This is a genomic window from Roseateles oligotrophus (assembly GCF_014204525.1).
Lineage (GTDB): Bacteria > Pseudomonadota > Gammaproteobacteria > Burkholderiales > Burkholderiaceae_C > Paucibacter_A > Paucibacter_A oligotrophus_A.
Genome location: NZ_JACHLP010000001.1, coordinates 204156 through 223943 on the forward strand (window position 1 = coordinate 204156; position 19788 = coordinate 223943).

Below are 19788 nucleotides of genomic sequence, written 5' to 3' on the forward strand. Positions count from 1 at the left end.
GCACACACCGCCTGCGCACAAACGCTTGTCGCGCCAGGTCCAGGAGACCTCATGTCCCAAACCCAAACCGCAGCTTTTGCTCCCGACTCTTTTGCCGCCATGTTCGAGGAGTCGCTGCAGCGCTCCGACCTGCGCGCCGGCGAAGTGATCTCGGCCGAAGTCGTGCGTGTCGAGCACAGCTTTGTGGTTGTGAACGCCGGCCTCAAGTCTGAAGCCTACGTGCCAATCGAAGAATTCAAGAACGACCAGGGCGAACTGGAAGTTCAAATCGGCGACTTCGTTTCCGTGGCCATCGACGCCATCGAAAACGGCTACGGCGACACCATCCTGTCGCGCGACAAGGCCAAGCGCCTGGCCTCGTGGCTGTCGCTGGAAACCGCGCTGGAGTCGGGCGACTTCGTCACCGGCACCGTGTCGGGCAAGGTCAAGGGCGGCCTGACCGTCTTGGTCAACGGCATCCGCGCCTTCCTGCCGGGCTCGCTGCTGGACACCCGTCCGGTCAAGGACATGAGCCCCTACGAGGGCAAGACCATGGAGTTCAAGGTCATCAAGCTGGACCGCAAGCGCAACAACGTCGTGTTGTCGCGTCGTGCCGTGGTCGAAGCTTCGATGGGCGAAGAGCGTGCCAAGCTGCTGGAAACGCTGGCCGAAGGCGCCATCGTCCAGGGCGTGGTCAAGAACATCACCGAATACGGTGCCTTCGTGGACCTGGGCGGTATCGACGGCCTGCTGCACATCACCGACATGGCATGGCGCCGTGTCCGTCACCCGAGCGAAGTGGTGACCGTGGGCCAGGAACTGACCGCCAAGATCCTGAAGTTCGACGCCGAGAAGAACCGCGTCTCGCTGGGCCTGAAGCAGCTGGGCGACGACCCCTGGTTCGGCGTGGCTCGCCGCTACCCCACCAGCACCCGTCTGTTCGGCAAGATCACCAATATCGCTGACTACGGCGCATTCGTTGAGATCGAGCCTGGCATCGAAGGCCTGGTGCACGTGTCCGAAATGGACTGGACCAACAAGAACGTTGCTCCTTCCAAGCTGGTCACCCTGGGCGACGAAGTCGAAGTCATGGTCCTGGAAATCGACGAAGACAAGCGTCGCATCTCCCTGGGCATGAAGCAGTGCAAGGCCAATCCTTGGGAAGATTTCGCCGAGACCGTCAAGCGCGGCGACCGCGTCAAGGGCCCCGTCAAGTCCATCACCGACTTCGGCGTGTTCGTTGGCCTGGCTCAAGGCATCGACGGCCTGGTGCACCTGTCCGACCTGTCCTGGAACGAAACCGGCGAAGCTGCCGTGCGCAACTTCAAGAAGGGCCAAGAAGTCGAAGCCCTGGTGCTGGCCGTGGACGTCGAGCGCGAGCGCATCTCCCTGGGCATCAAGCAGCTGGACAGCGACCCCTTCACCACCTACACCACGGTCAATGACCGCGGCATGACGGTGACCGGCAAGGTCAAGACGGTCGACGCCCGTGGCGCCGAAATCGAACTGGCCGACGAAGTGCTGGGCTATCTGCGCGCTTCCGAAATCAGCCGCGACCGCGTCGAAGACGCCCGCAATGTGCTGAAGGAAGGCGACGAAGTCTCCGCCCTGATCATCAATGTGGATCGCAAGACCCGCAATATCCAGCTGTCGATCAAGGCCAAGGACAACGCCGACAACCAAGAAGCCATGCAGCGCCTGAGCGCTACGGCCGAGCGCGAAAGCGCCGGCACCACCAGCCTGGGCGCCCTGCTGCGCGCCAAGCTGGACAACCAAGGCTGAGCTCGCACACAAACTCCGGAAGGAGTTTGTGGCTAGCGAAGGCCGAAACGCGATACACGCGTTTCGGCCGGATAGACAAGGGCAACCTTGTGCTAATCTCGCCTCGCTCAAAAAGGGCTCGTCACTCGCTGAGTGCGGGCCCTTTTCAATTTCCCACCCAGTCCAAGAAAAACATGACCCGCTCCGACCTGGTTGCTTTGCTGTCAGACCGCTTTGGCCAACTGGCCCAGCGCGACACCGAGTTCGCCGTCAAAACGATTCTGGACGCCATGTCCGATGCCCTGGCACGCGGCCACCGCATCGAGATCCGTGGCTTCGGCAGTTTCCAGGTCAATCGCCGCCCACCCCGCATGGGTCGCAATCCACGCAGCGGCGAGCAGGTCTTGATCCCCGAAAAACTGGTGCCCCATTTCAAGCCCGGCAAGGCCTTGCGTGAGGCCGTCGATGCCAAGGGCGGCGCCGCAGCCGCCACCAGCGAAACCTGAAGCCGGCCTTCGCGGGCACGGGCAGCAAAGCACGGCGCTTGGCCCGCGCCACCCTGGTTGGCGCGGCTTAGAATGCGGGCACCATGCGCATCTTTATCTGGCTGTTCCGAGCCTTCCTCTTCTTCACGCTCTTCGCTTTTGCGCTGAACAACAGCCACGAGGTGGATGTACGCTGGTTCTTCGGCCATGAGTGGCGCGCGCCCCTGGTGATCGTCGTGCTCACCGCCTTCGGCTTCGGCTGCGCCCTCGGCGTGCTGGCCATGGTGCCGGCCTGGTGGAAGCACCGCACGCAAGCCAAGCGCGGCACGCCCGAAGCGGGCCTGCCGGGCAGCAGCAATGAGCCCCAGCCCCCTGCCGTGATACACGATGGAATTTGATCCCCGCTGGCTGCTCTTCGTGCTGCCGGCCGCTTTCGCCCTGGGTTGGCTGGCCTCCAAGCTCGACACCCGGCAGTGGAAGCGCGAACAGCGCGACGCCCCCAAAGCCTATTTCAAGGGCCTGAACCTCTTGCTCAACGAGCAGCAGGACAAGGCCATCGACGCCTTCATCGAAGCCGTCCAGAATGACCCCGACACCTCGGAGCTGCACTTCGCCCTGGGCAATCTGTTCCGCCGCCGCGGCGAGTACGAGCGCGCCGTGCGCGTGCACCAGCACCTCTTGCAACGCGGCGATCTGCCGCGCAGCGAGCGCGAGCGCGCCCAGCACGCCCTGGCGCAGGACTTCTTCAAGGCCGGCCTGTTTGACCGTGCCGAAGAGGCCTTTGCGGCCCTGCGCGGCACGCCCTTCGAGCATGAGGCCGAGCTGGCCCTGCTGTCCCTGTTCGAGCGCTCGCGCGACTGGCGCAAGGCGGTCGACGTCGCCCGCCATCTGGAACAAAGCGGCAGCGCCTCCTTTGCCACCCGGGTCGCCCATTACCTCTGCGAACTGGCGCTGGAGGCACAGGCCCGCGCCCAGACCGGGGAGGCGCAAGTCCTGCTGAGCGAAGCCCGCAAGGCCGCGCCGCAAGCCGCCCGTGCCCATGTGCTGAGCGGCCAGATGCTGGCCCGCGCAGGCCAGGCCGAGGCCGCGATGAATGCCTATGCCGAATTGCTGGCCCTCAACCCCGAGGCCTTCAATCTGGTCGCCAAGGACTATGCCGAGGCCGCCCTGGCCTGCGGCGCCGCTGAGCGCGCCCTGGCCACGCTGGCCAGCCAATACCAACGCGCGCCGGGCCTGCATCTGCTGGCGGCGATCGCCAGGCTGGAACCCGAGACCGCGGCACAACGCCAGCGCCTGGCCGAACACCTCAGGGAGCAGCCCAGCCTGACGGCCGCCCGCAATCTGCTGGCCGTCAGCCAGTCCTGCCTGAGCCCGGAAGAGTCCCCCCTGGTCGCCAGTGCCCTGGACCGCGCCGCCCGCCCCCTGCAGCGCTACCGCTGCGCCGCCTGCGGCTTTGAGGCCCAGCACTATTTCTGGCAATGCCCGGGCTGCCTCAGCTGGGACAGCAATCCACCCCGCCACGTTGAAGAGTTATGACCTCCACCCCTAACAGCCCACGAGTCATCCTCTGCATGAAATGGGGCACGAAATACGGCCCCGAGTATGTGAACCGGCTCTACGCCATGGTGCGCCGGCACTTGAAGGGCGAGTTCCAGTTCGTCTGCCTGACCGACCGCAGCGAAGGCATTCGCGCCGAGGTGCAATGCCTGCCCATCCCCGAGTTGACCCTGCCTAACGGGGAACCCGAGCGGGGCTGGAAAAAGCTCACCACGTTTGAGGCCGATCTGCACGGCCTGCGCGGCACGGCCTTGTTCCTGGACCTGGACGTGGTCATCGTCGACGACATCACGCCCTTCTTCGAGGTGCCGGGCGAGTTCCTGATCATCCACGACTGGAAGCGCCCCTGGCGCATCACCGGCAACTCCTCGGTCTACCGCTTCACGCTGGGCGCGCATGCCGATGTGCTGCAGGAGTTCCGCCAGAACCAGGCCAAGGCCAAGGCCGAGTTCCGCAACGAGCAGGCTTTTCTGACCGCCGTGCTGCACCGCCAGGGCAAGGTGCAGTACTGGGACGGCAGCTGGTGCGCCAGCTACAAATACCACTGCATCCCCTTCTGGCCCAGCAGCTTCTGGCGTGAGCCCTTCATCCCCAAGGGTGCGCGCATCCTGATCTTCCACGGCGTGATGAACCCGCCCGACGCCCTGGCCGGCCGCAATAACGGCAACTGGCGCCATGCCCGGCCGGCACGCTGGATCGCCGACCACTGGCGGGAGTGAGTTCCCCCATGCTGACCTGGCTTTTGCTGCCGCTGGCCCTGCTCTTGCTGGCCGCCACCTGGGAGTTGCTGCGCGTGCTGCGGGCCCAGGTGCCCGCCAGCGTACATCGTTTGACGCTGGGCCAGCCCCTCAGCCCGACACCCCCCGCCATTCCCAAGATCATCTGGGCCTATTGGCATGCCACACCGGCGCCGGACTTCATTCAGCAATGCCAGGCCAACTGGCAGCGCTTTGCGCCGGACCACGAGTTGCGCCTGCTGCACCAGGGCAATATGCGCGACTGGGTCGACGGGGCCGAACAATTGGCCCATCTGGACGCCCTGCCCCATTACCGCCAGGCCGATTGGTTACGCCTGCAACTGCTGGCCCGCCACGGCGGCCTGTGGGTAGATGCCTCCATCCTGCTGTGCCAGAACCTGGACTGGGTGCACCAAACTCAGCAGGCCGAGGCCAGCGAATTTGTCGGTTTTTATATCAACCGTTTCACGACCCGGCCGGATCAGCCCATTGTCGAGAACTGGTTCATGGCCGCCGTCCCCGGCAGCCGCTTTGTCGGCGCCCTGGCGCAGGAGTTCGAGCTGGCCATCGGCCAGGGCGAGGCCGCCTATCTGGCGGGCTTGCAGCAGCAGGGCAAGCTCGCACGCGTGGTGCAAGGGCTGGGGCCCAAGGACCAAAGCTATCTGATCATGCATGTGGCCGCCGCCGTGGTGCTGGATCGCCAGCCGCAAGCCTATCGCCTGGCCCTGACACGCGCCGAGGACAGCGCCTTCGCCTTCCACACCGCCCTGGGCTGGCGCAAGCGCCACCTCTATGCCCGCCTGGCCCTCAGCCCCTGCCCGGCCCGCCTGCCCTGCTTGATCAAGCTGCGCGGCGGTGACCGCCGCGTCTTCGAACGCGGCCTGGCCCGGCAGCGCGTCCTGCCCGGCAGCGCCCTGGCAAGGCTGCTTCCCCGTGGCTGAGGCGGAGATGGGGAGAGCCGCCCCCTGGCTCAGCATCTTGCTGCCGGTCTACAAGGTCGAGGCCTATCTGCAGGCCTGCGCAGACTCCATCCTGGGCCAAGCCGATGCGGGCGTGGAACTGGTCTTTGTGGACGACGCCTCGCCCGATGGATCGGGCCGCCTGCTGCAAGCGCTGCAGCAAGCCCATCCCCAGCAGGTGCGCGTCATCACCCAGGCCAGCAATCAAGGCGTCAGCGTGGCGCGCAACACCTTGCTGGACGCGGCGCGGGGCGACTATCTCTGGTTCATAGACCCGGATGATTTGCTGGAGCCTGGCGTCATTCCCCAGCTCAAGCGTTTGCTCAACCAGGCCCAGCCGCCCGAGCTGATTCTGTGCGACTTCCGAGCCTTCGAGGACGGCAGCGGCCAGGCGCGCAAGGCCCGCCAACGCCATATCAGCACCTTCCAAGGCCCCGGCCGGCAGCTCAGCCGCGACCGCGACGCCTTGATCCAAGGCCTGTTCAAAGCCGGGCAGTTGCACCCCTGGTCCAAGATCGTCAAACGGGCTTGCTGGCCGGCCGAGCTGCGCTTTCCACCGGGCCGCATCTTCGAGGACCTGGCCGTCCTGCCGCGCCTGGCCCTGCAAATTGACAGTTATCTGCACATCCCCGAGGTCTGGCTGGCCTATCGCCAACGGCCCGGCAGCGCCCTGGCCAATTTGTCCGCCGCCCGCATCGAGGACTGGATGCGGGCCTTGCAAGGCTATGGCGCGGCCCTGCATGCGCGGCCGGTCCGGCCGCAGACCGAGTTCGAGGTCGCGCATTTCTGTGCCCGCACCTTTGTGCGGGCCTGCAAGCGCCGCGTCAAGCTAGGCGACGCGGATGCCGCCAAGGCCTTGAAACGCTTTGCCCGCCAGTTCGCGCTCAGCTCGCCGCTGGCGCCGCAAGCCTTGCTGCGCGCCTATCTGAAGCGAGGCCGACTGCTGCGTTTTGCACAGCTGCGCTACTGGCTGATGCGTGCCACACCCCGCTAAAGGCTGAGCAACAAATCCTCGTAGCGCTGAATCATCAGCGGCATGCCGTGCTCGGCCAGGGCCCGCGCGCGCGCCGCCCGGCCCAGGCGCTCGGCCAGGCCGGGCTCACGCAGCAGGCGGGCCAGCGCATCGGCCAGGGCCTGGGCATCGCCCTCGGGCACCAGCAAACCGGTCTCGCCCTGGCTCAGCACCTCGCTGACGCCCACCACATCCGAGGCCACGCAGGCACAGCCCGCCGCCATGCCCTCCACCAGGGCCAGGGGCATGCCCTCGTAATGCGTGGCCAGCACGCAGATCTGCGAGTCCATCAAAAGCTGGGGCATCTGACCGTAATGGCCCAGGAACTCGACCTGGGCCTGCAGGTCCAGGCGCCGCACCAGGTCTTCGGCCGCGCGCCGGTATGAGGCCTTGCCCGCGCCGCCCAGCTTGAGCTTGGGTGCCAGGCCTTGCTGGCGCAGCAGATGCAGGGCGCGGATCAGGGTCAGATGGTCTTTCTGGCGCGCGAAGCGGGCCGACATCACCAGCTGCGGCAGGCGGCCGGCAAATGGCCGGTCCTGCGCCGCCTCGAAGCGCCGCAGATCAATGCCGTTAGGAATCGCCAGCGTCTTGGCCGCCGGCATGCCCAGCTCCAGCAAGCGGCGGCGCACGCCTTCCGACACACCGATCAGTTTGGCGCTGCAGGGTGCCAGCCGGCGCGCCTGCCAGAGCCGCCAGGCGCTGTAGCGCTCGCGGCTGTTGTGCTCCACCTGGGTCAACACCGGCACGCCCGCCCACAGCGCCGCCCAGCGGCCCAGCAGATGCTCGGGAAAGCCATGCGCCATCATCACCCGCGGCCGCAGGGCCAGGCACAGACGGCGCAGCGCCCAGAGCGTGGCCAGATGCGACCAGCCCGGCAGCACCCAGACCTGCAAGCCCTGGTCCCGCAAGGCCTGCACCCGCGCCGCATCGGTATTGCGCTTGCGACGCAGCACCAGCAGGGGGCGGATGCGGCCGGTCCGCAAAGAGGCCAGGCACAGATCGACCGCCACCTGGGTCGCCCCCGAAAAACCGCCGGTGACGAAATGCAGCACCCGCGGGGCCTCGCTGCCTGGCCCAGCTCCGTCGCCGAGCTGCCTGCTTTCCACGTTTTTTGTCATGCCGGGCAGTATAGAAACAGCGGCGACAATGGCGGGCTATGAGTGATGAACAAGCGTCCGATTTCAAGCCGATTGCCCGCCGTCTGGCGGGTTTCGTCATGCCCTATCGCATGGGGGTGGTCCTGACCATCCTGGCCTATCTGGCCCTGGCCGGCACCGAGCCGCTGATCCCCTATCTGATCAAGAACGTGTTTGGCGAGGGCTTCAGCGAACAGGCCTTCTCGATCTGGTGGGTGCCGGCCGTGCTGATCACGCTGTTTGCCCTGCGCGGCCTGTTCGGTTTTCTGGGCCAGTACCTGCTGAACTGGACCGTCACGCGCAGCGTGATGGACTTCCGCCAGGCCTTGTTCGAGGCCTTGCTGCGGGCCGACGCGCGCGTCTTCACCAGCTTGCAGCCGGGCACGGCCGTGACCAAGGTGGTGAATGACCCGCAGCAGGTCATGTCCATGCTCAGCGGCCCCATGCTGAGCATTCTGCGCGACGGCCTGCCGGCCCTGGCCATGCTGGTCTACCTCTTCTTCCTCAACTGGCAGCTGACCCTGCTCTCCCTGGTCACCACACCGGCCATGAGCTGGGTGGTGCAGCAGGTCAACAAGCGCATACGCAAAATGGGCAGCAAGACCTATGACGCCCAGCTGCACCTGGTCAACAAAGTGGACGATGTGACCCGCGCCTGGCGGGTGGTGCGAACCTTCGACGCCGCCGAACACGAGCGTGCCGCCTTCCACCGGCGGGCGGACGATGTGCAGCGCAACGCCTTGAAGACTGCCGCCGCCGGCGCACTCAGCCAGCCGCTCTCGCAGCTGATCGCCAGCGTGGGCCTGTCGCTCATCATCTGCCTGGCCTTGCTGCAGGCCCGCCAGACCCAGACCGGGGTGGGCGAATTCGCGGCCTTCATCACCGCCCTGCTGCTGCTGACCTCGCGCCTGCGCCATCTGAGCGATCTGCTGCCCCCCATCACCAATGCCATGGTGATCGCCCGCGGCTGCCTGCAACTGATGGACCTGCCGGCCGAGCCCGACAGCGGCAGCCGCGTGCTGGACAAGGTGCACGGCGAGGTCGAAATGCGCGATGTGACGCTGCAATACCCCGAGGCCGAGCGCCCGGCCCTGAACGACCTGAACATCCAGTTCAAGGCCGGCCAGACCACCGCCCTGGTGGGCAGCTCGGGTGCGGGCAAGAGCTCCATCATCCATCTGCTGCTGGCTTTTGCCGAGCCGGGCAAGGGTCAGGTCTTGCTCGACGGCGTGCCGATCGGCGAGCTGAAAAAGGCCAATCTGCGCCAGCAGTTCGCCGTGGTCTCGCAGGACATCGTGCTGTTCGACGCCTCGGTGGCCGACAATATCGCCTACGCCCAGCCGCGCGACGAAGCCCGCCTGGAGCAGGCCTTGCGCGCCGCCCATCTGTGGGACTTTGTGCAAGAGCTGCCGCAAGGCCTGGACACCGTGGTGGGCGCCAATGGCAGCAAGCTCAGCGGCGGCCAGCGCCAGCGCCTGGCGATTGCCCGCGCGCTCTACCGCGACGCGCCGATCTGGGTCTTCGACGAAGCCACCTCGGCCCTGGACACCGAGAGCGAGCGCGCCGTGCAACAGGCGCTGGAGCAATGGCAGGGCCGCAAGACCTTGATCGTCATCGCCCACCGCCTGTCCACCATTCGCGCGGCCGACACCATCCATGTGATGAGCCAGGGCCGGGTGCTGGAAAGCGGCACGCACACCGGCTTGCTGGCGCGGGACGGTGCTTACGCGGCGATGGTGAGGGCGCAGAACGGGGAGTGAGGACCGTCCACTCGGAGTGTCAGCTCGGACACCCCACACTCAGCTCCCAGGCCGTGCCGGACTTGGGCGCATTGACATTGACGAAGAGTGTGCGGCTGCCATTCAAGGCGAGCTGAATCGAGGCGCTGCCGCTGACCAGGCCGCCGGTGTCGTACAGGGTCTGGCCATTGGAGATGACGCGGAAACCATCGGGTATGGAATAGGCGTTGCGATAAAAAGTCAGCGTGCCCGCAACGCTGCCGGCGTCGAAGACAAATGAATAAGTGCCCTGCCCGCCCGACTGCTGCAGCGTGGCGCATTGACCCAGCTGGCTGATATTGCCGGTGAAGCTGCCATCCCCCAAGCGGCCGCTGATGCTGCCGGCCACATCGTTGCCACGAACATTGCCGGCAATCCGCACGGTATCGCCGCCGCTATCGGCCGTGGCCACGGCCGCCATATCTCCCTTGGCACCCACCGTCCCCGTGACGCTGTAATTCGTGCCCTGCTGATCCACCCCGTAGCCGCTGACCAAAGTGTCAACAGCGGGTGGCTGCGCGCTCAGGGGGAGCTGGCTGGCGCGATCCAGCAGATTGCCCGCCTTGTCGCTGGCGGCATCAAATACTCTTTGCACGGCGCCCGAGATGCGCGCCGAAATCTTGCCCGCCAAGCTGTCAGCAACAGTCGTTTCCGCCGTGGCGCCGGCACTGAAGCGATCCAGAAAAGTGTTCAGGTTCTCGGACATCTGCTCCAGGCTGTTGGCATTGCTGACGCCATCCGCAATCGGCAGGCCGATGTGTTGCAAACCCCAGGCCACCATGGCGCCCGCCACCAGGGCCGGCACCGCACCCGAGCTGATGCCCACCGCCAGTCCCATGGCCAGGCCGCCCAGCACGGCGCGCCTATCTATGCTGGCAACGGCGGCCGTGCGCGGCCCTGCCGCCATGGGCGTTACCGAGGCGGCGGCCGGTGGCAAGGCATCCACATAGGCCAGCACCCCGGGGCTGAAGGGTTTTGCCGGGCCCAGGCCCGCATCGGCCGCCGGCAGGACGGCGAAGCTGCCGGTCTGCGCAGCCCCGCGCATCTGCGCCGACAACTGGCCCGCCACGGCGGGCGTGCCAAGGATAGGGGCCGCCGACAAGCCTGCCGCCCCCGCTAGGACAGCATAGCCGCCGATATAGGCACCGGCGGCGTCGTAGCTGAGGTAGTCGATTCTGTCGCTGCCACGGCGGCTGATGGTCAGCGCGCGGCCGCTGACCTCGTCCTGGATGCGCTCAGGCAGGCCGTCACTGCCATTGAACACCCGGATCCGCTCGCCCGTCTTGGGGTTGGTGTAAAGGCTTTGCGTGGCGCCGCCGCTGGCCGAGCGGAACACCTCCACCATGGCACCGCTGCGGGACTGGATCTGGTCGTAACTCTTGTCGGCCTTGCCAACCACGCTGAGCTGCGGGGCGGGCGCTGGCGCCGGCGCGGGGGCCGGTGCCGGTGCGGGGGCCGGCGCGGGAGCCGATGCTGCGGGCAAGTTGTCACCGCCACCTCCACCGCAGGCACTCAGGCCAGCGAGTACCAAAGCACTCAACAACAGGCCTGAACCCGGCTTCGAAATCTGCACTGAACTCATGATGGTCTCCAAACTTGATGAGAAGGCGCCGCAAAACCGGTGCATGCCCGGCCAGGGCGGCGCTGAACCGCCTGCATCGGGGCGCTGTTTTTTGGGGGGGGGCACCGGCCTGCTGCTCAGGCGCCGCGCTCACACCGATCACCTCGTCCCCGAAGATGCGCAGTCCAGGCCCAAAGTCTGTCCATCGATCGAGACGGCCACCATCGCCCTGAAGACCCTACGCAATGGGCAATTGCAGCGCGCGAAATTTCGGTATAGGCCGTGAGCCCGCAGCGGCCCTGTGTCAAGCCTGATACAAAGTGGCTGAACGGCCGACAAAAGCCGGCGCTCCAATGCAGACGAGGCGGTATCCCGCCGCCCAGCCCCAGGAGTTTTCATGCGCCCCAACCCCCACCCCTCTCATCACGACCACCCAGGCCTGAGCCAGGACCTGGCTCTTCTCTGCACCCAACAAATGCAGCGCCGCCGCGCCCTGGGCTGGTTGGCCGCCGCCGGTGGCCTGGGCCTGCTGGGCTGTGGCGGCGGCGGCAGCGATGCCAGCGCCTCAAGCAGCAGTAGCGGCGGCGGCAGCAGCACCGGCGGAGGCAGCACCAGCAGCTGCAGCCTGATCCCCGAGGAGACGGCCGGCCCCTATCCCGGCGACGGCTCCAACAGCGCCAATGGCAGCATCGCCAATGCCCTGGCCTTGAGCGGCATCGTGCGGCGCGATATCCGCGCCAGCATTGCCGGCGCCAGCGGCGTGGCGGGCGGCCTGCCGCTGACGCTGACGCTACGCCTGGTGAACAGCGCCAGCAGCTGCGCCGATTTGTCGGGTTATGCCGTCTACCTCTGGCATTGCGACCGCGAGGGCCGCTACTCCATGTACTCCAGCGGCATCACGGACCAGAACTATCTGCGCGGCGTGCAGAGCAGCGGCAGCGACGGCCTGGTGGTGTTCGACACCATCTTCCCCGGCTGCTACGACGGCCGCATGCCCCATATGCATTTCGAGGTCTACCGCTCCGAGACCCTGGCCAAGAGCTATGCCAGCAAGCTGCGCACCTCGCAGATTGCCTTCCCGGTGGACATCTGCAGCCAGGTCTATGCCGGCGTCACGGGCTACAACACCAGCGCCAGCAATCTGGGCCGCATCAGCTTTGCCACCGACAATGTGTTCAGCGACGGTGTGAGCAGCCAGCTCGCCAGCGTCAGCGGCAGCCTCAGCCAGGGCCTGGCGGCCAGCCTGACCGTGGGCATCAACGGCTGATGAAGGAGCTTTGATGGAATGCCTGGTGGTCGATGACGACCGAGACATACGCCTGAGCCTGCAAAGCTATTTGCAAGGCTTCGACATCCGCGCCCAGACGGCGGCCGACGGGGTGGAGATGCGACGCCTGATCGCTGCCCAGCATTTCGACGTGGTCATCCTGGACCTGATGCTGCCGGGCGAGAACGGCCTGTCGCTGTGCCAATGGCTGCAGCAAAGAGGCGGGCCGCCGGTCATCATGCTGACCGCCCATGGCGATCCCATCAACCGCGTGCTGGGCCTGGAGATGGGGGCCGACGACTATCTGGGCAAGCCCTTCGAGCCGCGCGAGCTGGTGGCCCGCATCCACGCCCTGCTGCGCCGCATGCGCAAGGCCGGCGGGCCGGAGGACGGCGCGGCCAGCGTCAAGCCGGCCCAGGCGCGCTTGCTGCAATTCGAGGGCTGGCGCTTCGACCGCCTCTTGCGCCAGCTGCACTCACCCCAGCAGGTGGTGCTGGCCTTGTCCAACGCCGAGTTCCGCCTGCTGAGCGCCCTGGTGGAGCGGCCCGGCCGGGTGCTCAGCCGCGAGCAGCTGATCGAGCTGACCCGAGCGCCCGGCGTCGAGGTGAATGAGCGCAGCATCGACCTCAGCGTCTCGCGCCTGCGCCAGAAGCTGGGCGACTCCTCGCGCGAGCCGCGGCTGATCCGCACCCTGCGCGGCGAGGGCTATCTCTTCGACGCCAAGCCCCAGGCCCTGCCCGAGCCCCCGCCATGAGCAACTCAGCCACCCTCAAGCGGCTGCGGCAATGGCTGGGCCGCGGCCTCGGCTGGGGTCTCAAGGACAGCCTGGCCAAGCGGCTCTTCCTGCTGATCTGGGTCAGCCTGGTGATCAGCCATGTGCTGGCTTTTGCCACCGTGCGCTGGCTGCATGACTCACCACCGCCACCGCCCGCCGGCGAGCCACCACCCGCCCGGCACAGCCATGACGCCCCCCTGCCCACCTTCCCCTCACTGCCACCCGGGCCTATTGCCGATCATCCCGGGCCACCGCCCCAAGGCCTGAGCACCGCGCAAAGCCTGCTGGACTACGGCGTGCGCCTGCTGGTCATCGCCCTGGCGGCCTGGCTGGGCTCGCGCTGGCTGGCCGGCCCCATGCAGCGCCTGGCCCAGGCGGCGACCGGCCTGGGCGATGCCCTCAAGCAGCAGGCCCCGCCACCTCATTTGGACGAGCACAGCGGCACGGTGGAGGTGCGCGAGGCGGCCCGCCTGTTCAACCAGATGGCCCAGCAGCTGCGCCGCCAGTTCCAGGAGCGCGGCCTGCTGGTGGCCGCCATCTCGCATGATTTGCGCACCCCGCTGACCCGGCTGCGCATGCGCCTGGAAACCCTGCCGCTGAGCGAGGACGCGCGCCGGCCGGCGGTGCGCGACATCCAGGAAATGAGCCAGCTGATCGACACCGTGCTGGCCCTGTTCCAGAGCGAGCGAGAGGGTGAGGCCGCCGCCGAGCCCAGCCAGACCCTCGATCTGACGGCCTTGCTGGGCGCCCTCTGCGACGATCTGCAGGAACAAGGCCACTCGCTCAGCTTCAAGCCCGGCCTGCCCCTGCTGGTGCGGGGCCAGGCCGGCGCCCTGCGGCGCGCCCTGGGCAATCTGCTGGGCAATGCGCTGCGCTACGGCGGCAGCGCGACGGTGCAGACGCAGGCCCTGGGCGCCAGCTTGCGCCTGCTGATCCTGGACGAAGGCCCCGGTATCCCCGAGGCCCAGCTGGAAGCGGTGTTCCAGCCCTTCTACCGCCTGGAAGGCTCGCGCAACCGCCACACCGGCGGCGTGGGCCTGGGCCTTTATATTGCGCGGGACCTGCTGCAGCGCCAGGGTGCCAGCCTGCGCTTGCTCAACCGGCCCGAGGGCGGCCTGTGCGCGGAGGTGGAGATGGCCTGCCTGGCCGCGGCTACAGCGCCGCCGGCGCCGACTCGGTGAAGCCCCCACGCCGCCGACGCATGGCGGCGGCATCCACCTGAGGCGCTTGCGTGGGCCAGCCGAAAAAATTCTGCACCTCGGTGCGGCGGGCCAGGGTGTCGCTCATGCCCAGATTGATCAGCTCATTGGTGAAGGAAGGCTCGAACAGCAGATAGCTGGTCAGCGCCGAACCGCTGGCGCCCTTGCCCTCGCCCGCCACGCCCACGCTGCGCAGCAAACCCTTGATGGCGGGCGGCAGGCTGCCCTGGTGCTCGGCCGCCAACTCGTCCAGGCGACGGCTGGGCGCGATCACCAGCACATCGATGGGCCGCAGCGGCGTGGCGCTGCGGGCCGCGGCCGGCAGCAGGGCCAGGGTGCTGTTGATGCGTTGCAGGCGCTCCACATCCACGGCCAGCGCATCCAGAAAGATATTGGACAGGGCATGGCCGGCGATCTGCGCCATGCTGGGCGCGCCCTCGACCAGCACGCGGCGCTGCTGCTCCTCGGCCGGCTCGTGCATGCGGCCCGCGCCTATCACCAGCACCCGCTCGGCGCCCAGATGGACGGCGGGCGAGATCGGCGCGCTCTGCCGCATGGAGCCGTCGCCAAACCATTCGCGATGGCCCTCCAGCTCCAGACGCTCGGCCGGGAAGATGAAGGGAATCGCCGAGGACGCCAGCAAATGCTCCACCGTCATCTGCGTGGGCACGGCGATGCGCTGCGAGCGCATCCAGGGCTGGATGTCCTTGTGGGTCTGATAAAAAGTCACATGCTGGCCCGAGGTGTAGCTGGAGCCGCTGATGGCCAGGGCCCGCATATGGCCGGCCGCCAGCATGGCATCCAGCCGGTCCATGCGTATCCAGCGCCGCAGCAGCTCGCCCAGGGGCGAGTTGTCCAGCAGGCTGCGCGGCCGGGTACGGCGCCAGCGCGCCACGGCCCAGCCCAGGCTCATCATGGTCATCCAGCGCGCGCCGGTACGGATCACGCCAAAGGCATCGGCGCAGTAGATGTTCTCGACATGCAGGTTCTGCCACAGATGGACCAGGCCGTCGACGGCGGAGTCGAAGTCATCGGCATAACAGGCCAGGGTGCCGGCATTGATGGCGCCGGCCGAGGTGCCGGCGATGATGGGGAAGGGGTTGCCCCCGCCCTCGCCCCCGACGCCGGCATCACGCCGCAGCTGAGCCACGGCCGCCAGCACGCCCACCTGGTAGGCGGCACGCGCGCCGCCGCCGGTCAGGATCAGACCGGTGGACGGAGGGCTGGCAGTGAGGGGCGGCGGCGGTTGAAGCTCGGGCATGGCGATGCAGCGCTTTGCGTCGCATCATCGCCGATGTAACTGGGGGTAAAGAACAAGAAATAAGGGGGAAGTCGACGCCAAAGCGACACCCGCCCCCCGCTCATTCCTATCCCGCTTCAAAAGCGATATAGCCCCCCGCCTGCGCCGGCCTGGCGGCCTGGCCGGGCTTGGCGGCCAGCGCCGGCTGGGCGGTGATCTGGGCCAGGCGATCCAAGGCCTCGTCGCAAGGCCAGAAGCGGCTGTCCTCGCCCAGCTCGATCTTGAACTCGGCCCCGGCCTGCTCGCCCGAGAGGAAGTGATGGGTGATCATCCTCAGGCCCTGGCGGACCGTGCCGTTCTCACCCGTCAGCTGCTTGGCCGGCCATTGCTGGACCACCTCCTGCAGCGCGGGCAAGTGCTCGCGCACCGGCACGTAGAAATGCTTGCCATAACGCGCCCGCGCACCGGCCAGGTCCCAGACGGCCTGCACATTCATGCGGAAGCCGCCCGAGAAGCGGTCCATCTGCACCTTGCCCTGCAGGATCAGCAGCTCGTCGTCGACCAGCAGCTCCTTATTGGCATTGAGCAATTCCTCGTTGGCCACGCATTCGATCTGATCGCTCTTGTCGTCCAGCTTGAAGATGGCCACGCGGCCGCGGTTGCCGTTGATGATGCGCAGATCGCTGACGATGCCGGCCACCATCACCGGCTCGCGGATGTCGCTGCAGTTGGCAATGCGCAGCTTGACCATGCGGCGCACCTCCTCGCCGCTCTGGTCGAAGAGATGGCCGCTGAGGTAGAAGCCTATGGCCGTCTTCTCCAGCGTCAACCGCTCCTTGATGCTCCAGGGCTTGGCCTCCACCAGATCGGGTTCGGCCGTGCTGGAAGCATGCGAGTCGCCAAAGTCGAACAGGCCGCCCTGGTCGGCATTGGCCTCCAGGGTTTCGGCATGGGTGTAGCCGCGCGCCACGCTGGCCAGCAGGCGGGCGCGGTCGCTCTCCAGGCTGTCAAAGGCGCCGGCCTTGATCAAGGCCTCGACCACCCGCTTATTGCAGGCCTTGCGGTCGATGCGGGAGCAAAAATCGAAGAAGCTCTTGAAGGGCCCGCCCTTCTCGCGCACCGCCACGATGGAGTCGATCGCGCCCTTGCCCGTGCCCTTGATGGCGCCCAGGCCGTAGTTGATGCGTTTGGGCTTGGCGCCCGCGGCCGGCGCCACCCAGTGCGGGAACACCCCGTCACCCGGCATGATGGGCTCGAAGCGGTGCACACCCAGATTGACGTTAGGCGGCTCGAAGTCAATGCCGAAGAGCTTGGCGTCGTTCAACAAGACCTTGAGCTTGTCGGTGTCGTCCATTTCGATGGTCATGTTCGCGGCGAAGAACTCGGCCGTGAAATGCACCTTCAGCCAACCCGTGTGATAGGCGAGCAGGGAGTAGGCGGCGGCGTGCGATTTGTTGAAACCGTAGCCGGCGAACTTCTCCATCAGGTCGAAGACCTCGTCGGCCTGGGCCTCGTCCAGGCCGTTGACGGCCGCACCCTTGCGGAAGATGGCGCGATGCTCGGCCATCTCCTCGGCCTTTTTCTTGCCCATGGCCCGGCGCAACATATCGGCGCCGCCCAGGGAGTAACCGCCCAGCACCTGGGCCGTCTGCATCACCTGTTCCTGGTAGACCATGATGCCGTAGGTCTCGGCCAGCACCGGCTCCGTCAAGGGGTGCGGGTACTCCACCACCTCCTTGCCATGCTTGCGCGCCACGAAGGTGGGGATCAGGTCCATGGGGCCGGGGCGGTAGAGCGCGTTCAGCGCGATCAAGTCCTCCAGCCGCGAGGGCTTGGCGTCCTTCAGCATGCGCTGCATGCCGGAAGATTCAAACTGGAACACGCTCTCGGTCAGGCCGTCGGAGAAGAGCTTGTAGGTGCGCCGGTCGTCCAGCGGGATGGTCTCGAAGGCGAAGCTTTTTTGATCGGGGTAGCGGGCGACGATGAAGTCCTTGGCCAGCTCCAGAATCGTCAGCGTGGCCAGGCCCAGAAAGTCGAACTTCACCAGGCCTATGGCCTCCACATCGTCCTTGTCGTACTGGCTCACGGCGCTGGTCGAGCCCGGCTGCTGGTACTGGGGGCAGAAGTCGGTGATCTTGCCGGGCGCGATCAGCACGCCGCCGGCATGCATGCCGATATTGCGCACCATGCCCTCGACGCGGGCGGCCAGCTTGAGCAGCTCGGCCACTTCTTCTTCCTGCTGCTCGCGCTCATTGATCTCGGGCGCCTCGTGGCGGGCGTAGATCACCTTCTCCTTGGCGGGGTCGAAGTTCTCGGGCAGCTGGGCCAGGGTGACGGTCTTGCCCGGCGGCGCCGGAATGAGCTTGGCGATGCCGTCCACCTGGCCATAACCCATGCCCAGCACCCGGCCGATGTCCCGCAAGGCCGCCTTGGCGGCCATGGTGCCAAACGTCGCAATCTGACTGACCGCCGGCAGGCCGTATTTGCGCTTGACGTAGTCGATCACCCGGTCGCGATTGCCCTGGCAGAAGTCGATGTCGAAGTCGGGCATGGAGACCCGCTCGGGGTTCAGAAAGCGCTCGAACAGCAGGTTGTACTGGAGCGGGTCCAGGTCGGTGATCAAGAGCACATAGGCCACCAGCGAGCCCGCCCCCGAACCCCGGCCCGGCCCCACCGGGCAGCCATTGTTCTTGGCCCATTTGATGAAGTCGCCCACGATCAGGAAGTAGCCCGGGAAGCCCATCTTGATGATGGTGTTCAGCTCGAACTCCAGGCGCTCCACATAACGCGGCCGCTCGGCGTCGCGCTTGGCGGCATCGGGATAGAGCAGCTGGAGGCGGTCTTCCAGGCCCTCGAAGGAGAGCTGGCGAAAGTACTGCTCCATGGGCATGGGCGTAACGCCATCCTCCAGCAGCGGCGTCGGGAAGTTGGGCAACTGCGGCTTGCCCAGCACCAGGCTGATGGAGCAGCGTTTGGCGATCTCCAGCGTGTTGGCAATGGCCGAGGGAATGTCGGCAAACAAGGCCTCCATATCGGCTTGCGAGCGGAAGTACTGGCCCGGCACAAAACGCTTGATGCGCTTGGGATTGCCCAGGGTCTCGCCCTCGGCCACGCAGACCCGGGCCTCGTGGGCCTCGAAATCCTCCTCGCCCAGGAACTGGACCGGATGGGTGGCCACCACCGGTAGTTTCAGCTCGGCCGCAAAGGGCACGCTGGCCTGCACCAAGGCCTCCTGGCCTGGCAGGCCGGCGCGTTGCAACTCGATGTAGAAGCGGTTCGGAAAGATGTCGGTAAAGCGGCGGGCCCAGTCCAGGGCACGCGGCTTGTCGCCCGCCAGCAGGGCCGCACCCAGACCGCCGTGCTGTGCACCCGAGAGGCAGATCAGGCCCTCGTTCAGCTCGCGCAGCCACTCCCACTTCAGGCAGGCCTGGTTGCGCTGCACGTTCTGAATCCAGGCGCGCGACAGCAACTCGCTCAGGTTGAGATAGCCCTGCTTGTTCTGCACCAGCAGCAGCAGGCGCGAGGGGTTCTTGTCCGAGCCCTCGGGCTCCAGCCAGCAGTCCGCACCCAGGATGGGTTTGACGCCTTTTTTGCGGCAGGCGCTGTAGAACTTGATGGCGCCAAACATATTGGCCAGGTCGCTCAGACCCAAGGCCACTTGGCCATCCTTGGCCGCAGCAGCGGCCGCGTCATCGGTTCTCAGGGTGCCGTCAACGACGGAAAATTCGGTGTGGGTGCGCAGGTGTACGAAAGGCATGGGGCATTGTAGAAGGCGCGCATCGCCGCGGCTTTGCCTGCCCGATCGGCTTTGCGATGCGAGACCTAGGAGCGTGGGCGGCAGAAGGCGTCGAGAGCGAAAAGCGGCCCCAGCGAGGCCAGTTCTTGCCGGATTTGCAGCCGACGTGCCTTCTGCCACCCACGCTCCTAGCCTTGGACGAGCTCCCGGGCGCATACTTGCCGGCATGGCCATCCCTCACATCTCCCCCGGACAAGTGCTGGATCTGCGCCCCCTGGGCGCCGGGCTGCATGAAGCGAAGACCGTCGCCTTGTTCAAGTCCGAGCACCTGGAGCTGATCCGCCTGGTGCTGCTCGCCGGCAAGTCGCTGCCACCCCACAAGGTGGCCGGTGACATCACCATCCAGTGCATTGAAGGCGCCATCACCGTGTCGCTGGAGGCCGATGAATGCCTGCTGCGCGCCGGGCAGATGCTCTACCTGGCCGGCAAGGCCCTGCATGGCGTGCATGCGCTGGAAGACAGTTCCGCCTTGCTCACCATCGCATTGATCAAATAGCCCAAGGGTTACCCCGCCGGCCTGGCGTGGCATGCCAGCCATATACTGTT

At 66.7% G+C, this 19788-nt stretch carries 16 protein-coding genes; 12 read left to right on the forward strand and 4 right to left on the reverse strand.

Features of this window, described 5'->3' with window-relative positions:
- The first annotated feature begins 51 nt into the window (after window positions 1-51).
- From rpsA to HNP55_RS01005, 7 genes are all read left to right on the forward strand, one after another.
- On the forward strand, window positions 52-1761 hold the full coding sequence (gene rpsA, locus HNP55_RS00975; protein ID WP_184295155.1) for a 30S ribosomal protein S1: 1710 nt from the start codon (window positions 52-54) through the stop codon (window positions 1759-1761).
- Between the two features lie 173 nt (window positions 1762-1934).
- A complete protein-coding gene (locus HNP55_RS00980) occupies window positions 1935-2246 on the forward strand; it encodes an integration host factor subunit beta (RefSeq protein WP_184295158.1) in 312 nt (103 codons plus the stop codon).
- 83 nt (window positions 2247-2329) lie between these two features.
- A complete protein-coding gene (locus HNP55_RS00985) occupies window positions 2330-2623 on the forward strand; it encodes a lipopolysaccharide assembly LapA domain-containing protein (RefSeq protein ID WP_184295161.1) in 294 nt (97 codons plus the stop codon).
- Window positions 2613-3761 (forward strand): lipopolysaccharide assembly protein LapB, encoded by a 1149-nt coding sequence (gene lapB / locus HNP55_RS00990; RefSeq protein ID WP_184295162.1) that lies wholly within the window; start codon window positions 2613-2615, stop codon window positions 3759-3761. Before HNP55_RS00985 ends, lapB begins: the two co-directional genes overlap by 11 nt.
- A gap of 35 nt (window positions 3762-3796) precedes the next feature.
- Window positions 3797-4501, forward strand: coding sequence for a glycosyltransferase (locus tag HNP55_RS00995; protein WP_409993718.1), 705 nt, complete (start codon window positions 3797-3799; stop codon window positions 4499-4501).
- A gap of 8 nt (window positions 4502-4509) precedes the next feature.
- Window positions 4510-5460: a glycosyltransferase family 32 protein gene (locus tag HNP55_RS01000; protein ID WP_184295168.1), complete on the forward strand. Its 951-nt coding sequence runs from the start codon at window positions 4510-4512 to the stop codon at window positions 5458-5460.
- A 7-nt stretch (window positions 5461-5467) separates the two neighbouring features.
- Entirely contained in the window at window positions 5468-6472 is a 1005-nt protein-coding gene (locus HNP55_RS01005; RefSeq protein WP_184295172.1) for a glycosyltransferase family 2 protein, read from the forward strand.
- On the opposite strand, the gene HNP55_RS01010 is transcribed toward HNP55_RS01005, so the two are convergent.
- On the reverse strand, window positions 6469-7608 hold the full coding sequence (locus tag HNP55_RS01010; protein WP_184295175.1) for a glycosyltransferase: 1140 nt from the start codon (window positions 7606-7608) through the stop codon (window positions 6469-6471). The two genes, HNP55_RS01005 and HNP55_RS01010, sit on opposite strands and share 4 nt — an antisense overlap.
- Window positions 7609-7646: 38 nt before the next feature.
- Between HNP55_RS01010 and msbA the strand changes: the two genes are divergently transcribed.
- Window positions 7647-9386 carry a lipid A export permease/ATP-binding protein MsbA gene (gene msbA / locus HNP55_RS01015; protein ID WP_184295178.1) on the forward strand — a complete coding sequence of 580 codons (1740 nt, stop codon included), beginning with the start codon at window positions 7647-7649 and terminating at the stop codon, window positions 9384-9386.
- Window positions 9387-9405: 19 nt separating this feature from the next.
- On the opposite strand, the gene HNP55_RS24065 is transcribed toward msbA, so the two are convergent.
- Window positions 9406-10887 (reverse strand): hypothetical protein, encoded by a 1482-nt coding sequence (locus HNP55_RS24065; protein WP_184296743.1) that lies wholly within the window; start codon window positions 10885-10887, stop codon window positions 9406-9408.
- A 475-nt stretch (window positions 10888-11362) separates the two neighbouring features.
- Here HNP55_RS24065 and HNP55_RS01025 point away from each other — a divergent pair, with 475 nt between their 5' ends.
- Genes HNP55_RS01025 through HNP55_RS01035 form a run of 3 tightly spaced genes read left to right on the forward strand, consistent with a single transcriptional unit; the run spans window position 11363 to window position 14188 of the window.
- The gene (locus HNP55_RS01025; RefSeq protein WP_184295181.1) at window positions 11363-12232 is read left to right on the forward strand and encodes an intradiol ring-cleavage dioxygenase; all 870 of its coding nucleotides are present in this window, start codon (window positions 11363-11365) and stop codon (window positions 12230-12232) included.
- A 13-nt stretch (window positions 12233-12245) separates the two neighbouring features.
- Window positions 12246-12986 (forward strand): response regulator, encoded by a 741-nt coding sequence (locus HNP55_RS01030; protein WP_184295184.1) that lies wholly within the window; start codon window positions 12246-12248, stop codon window positions 12984-12986.
- On the forward strand, window positions 12983-14188 hold the full coding sequence (locus HNP55_RS01035; protein ID WP_184295187.1) for an ATP-binding protein: 1206 nt from the start codon (window positions 12983-12985) through the stop codon (window positions 14186-14188). The genes HNP55_RS01030 and HNP55_RS01035 overlap by 4 nt, the downstream gene beginning before the upstream one ends.
- On the opposite strand, the gene HNP55_RS01040 is transcribed toward HNP55_RS01035, so the two are convergent.
- Entirely contained in the window at window positions 14160-15467 is a 1308-nt protein-coding gene (locus HNP55_RS01040) for a patatin-like phospholipase family protein (RefSeq protein WP_184295190.1), read from the reverse strand. The genes HNP55_RS01035 and HNP55_RS01040 overlap by 29 nt on opposite strands.
- Before the next feature lie 106 nt (window positions 15468-15573).
- Window positions 15574-19203 carry a DNA polymerase III subunit alpha gene (gene dnaE, locus HNP55_RS01045; protein ID WP_184295194.1) on the reverse strand — a complete coding sequence of 1210 codons (3630 nt, stop codon included), beginning with the start codon at window positions 19201-19203 and terminating at the stop codon, window positions 15574-15576.
- A gap of 205 nt (window positions 19204-19408) precedes the next feature.
- Between dnaE and HNP55_RS01050 the strand changes: the two genes are divergently transcribed.
- Window positions 19409-19738 (forward strand): cupin domain-containing protein, encoded by a 330-nt coding sequence (locus HNP55_RS01050; protein WP_184295197.1) that lies wholly within the window; start codon window positions 19409-19411, stop codon window positions 19736-19738.
- The last annotated feature ends 50 nt before the right edge of the window (window positions 19739-19788 follow it).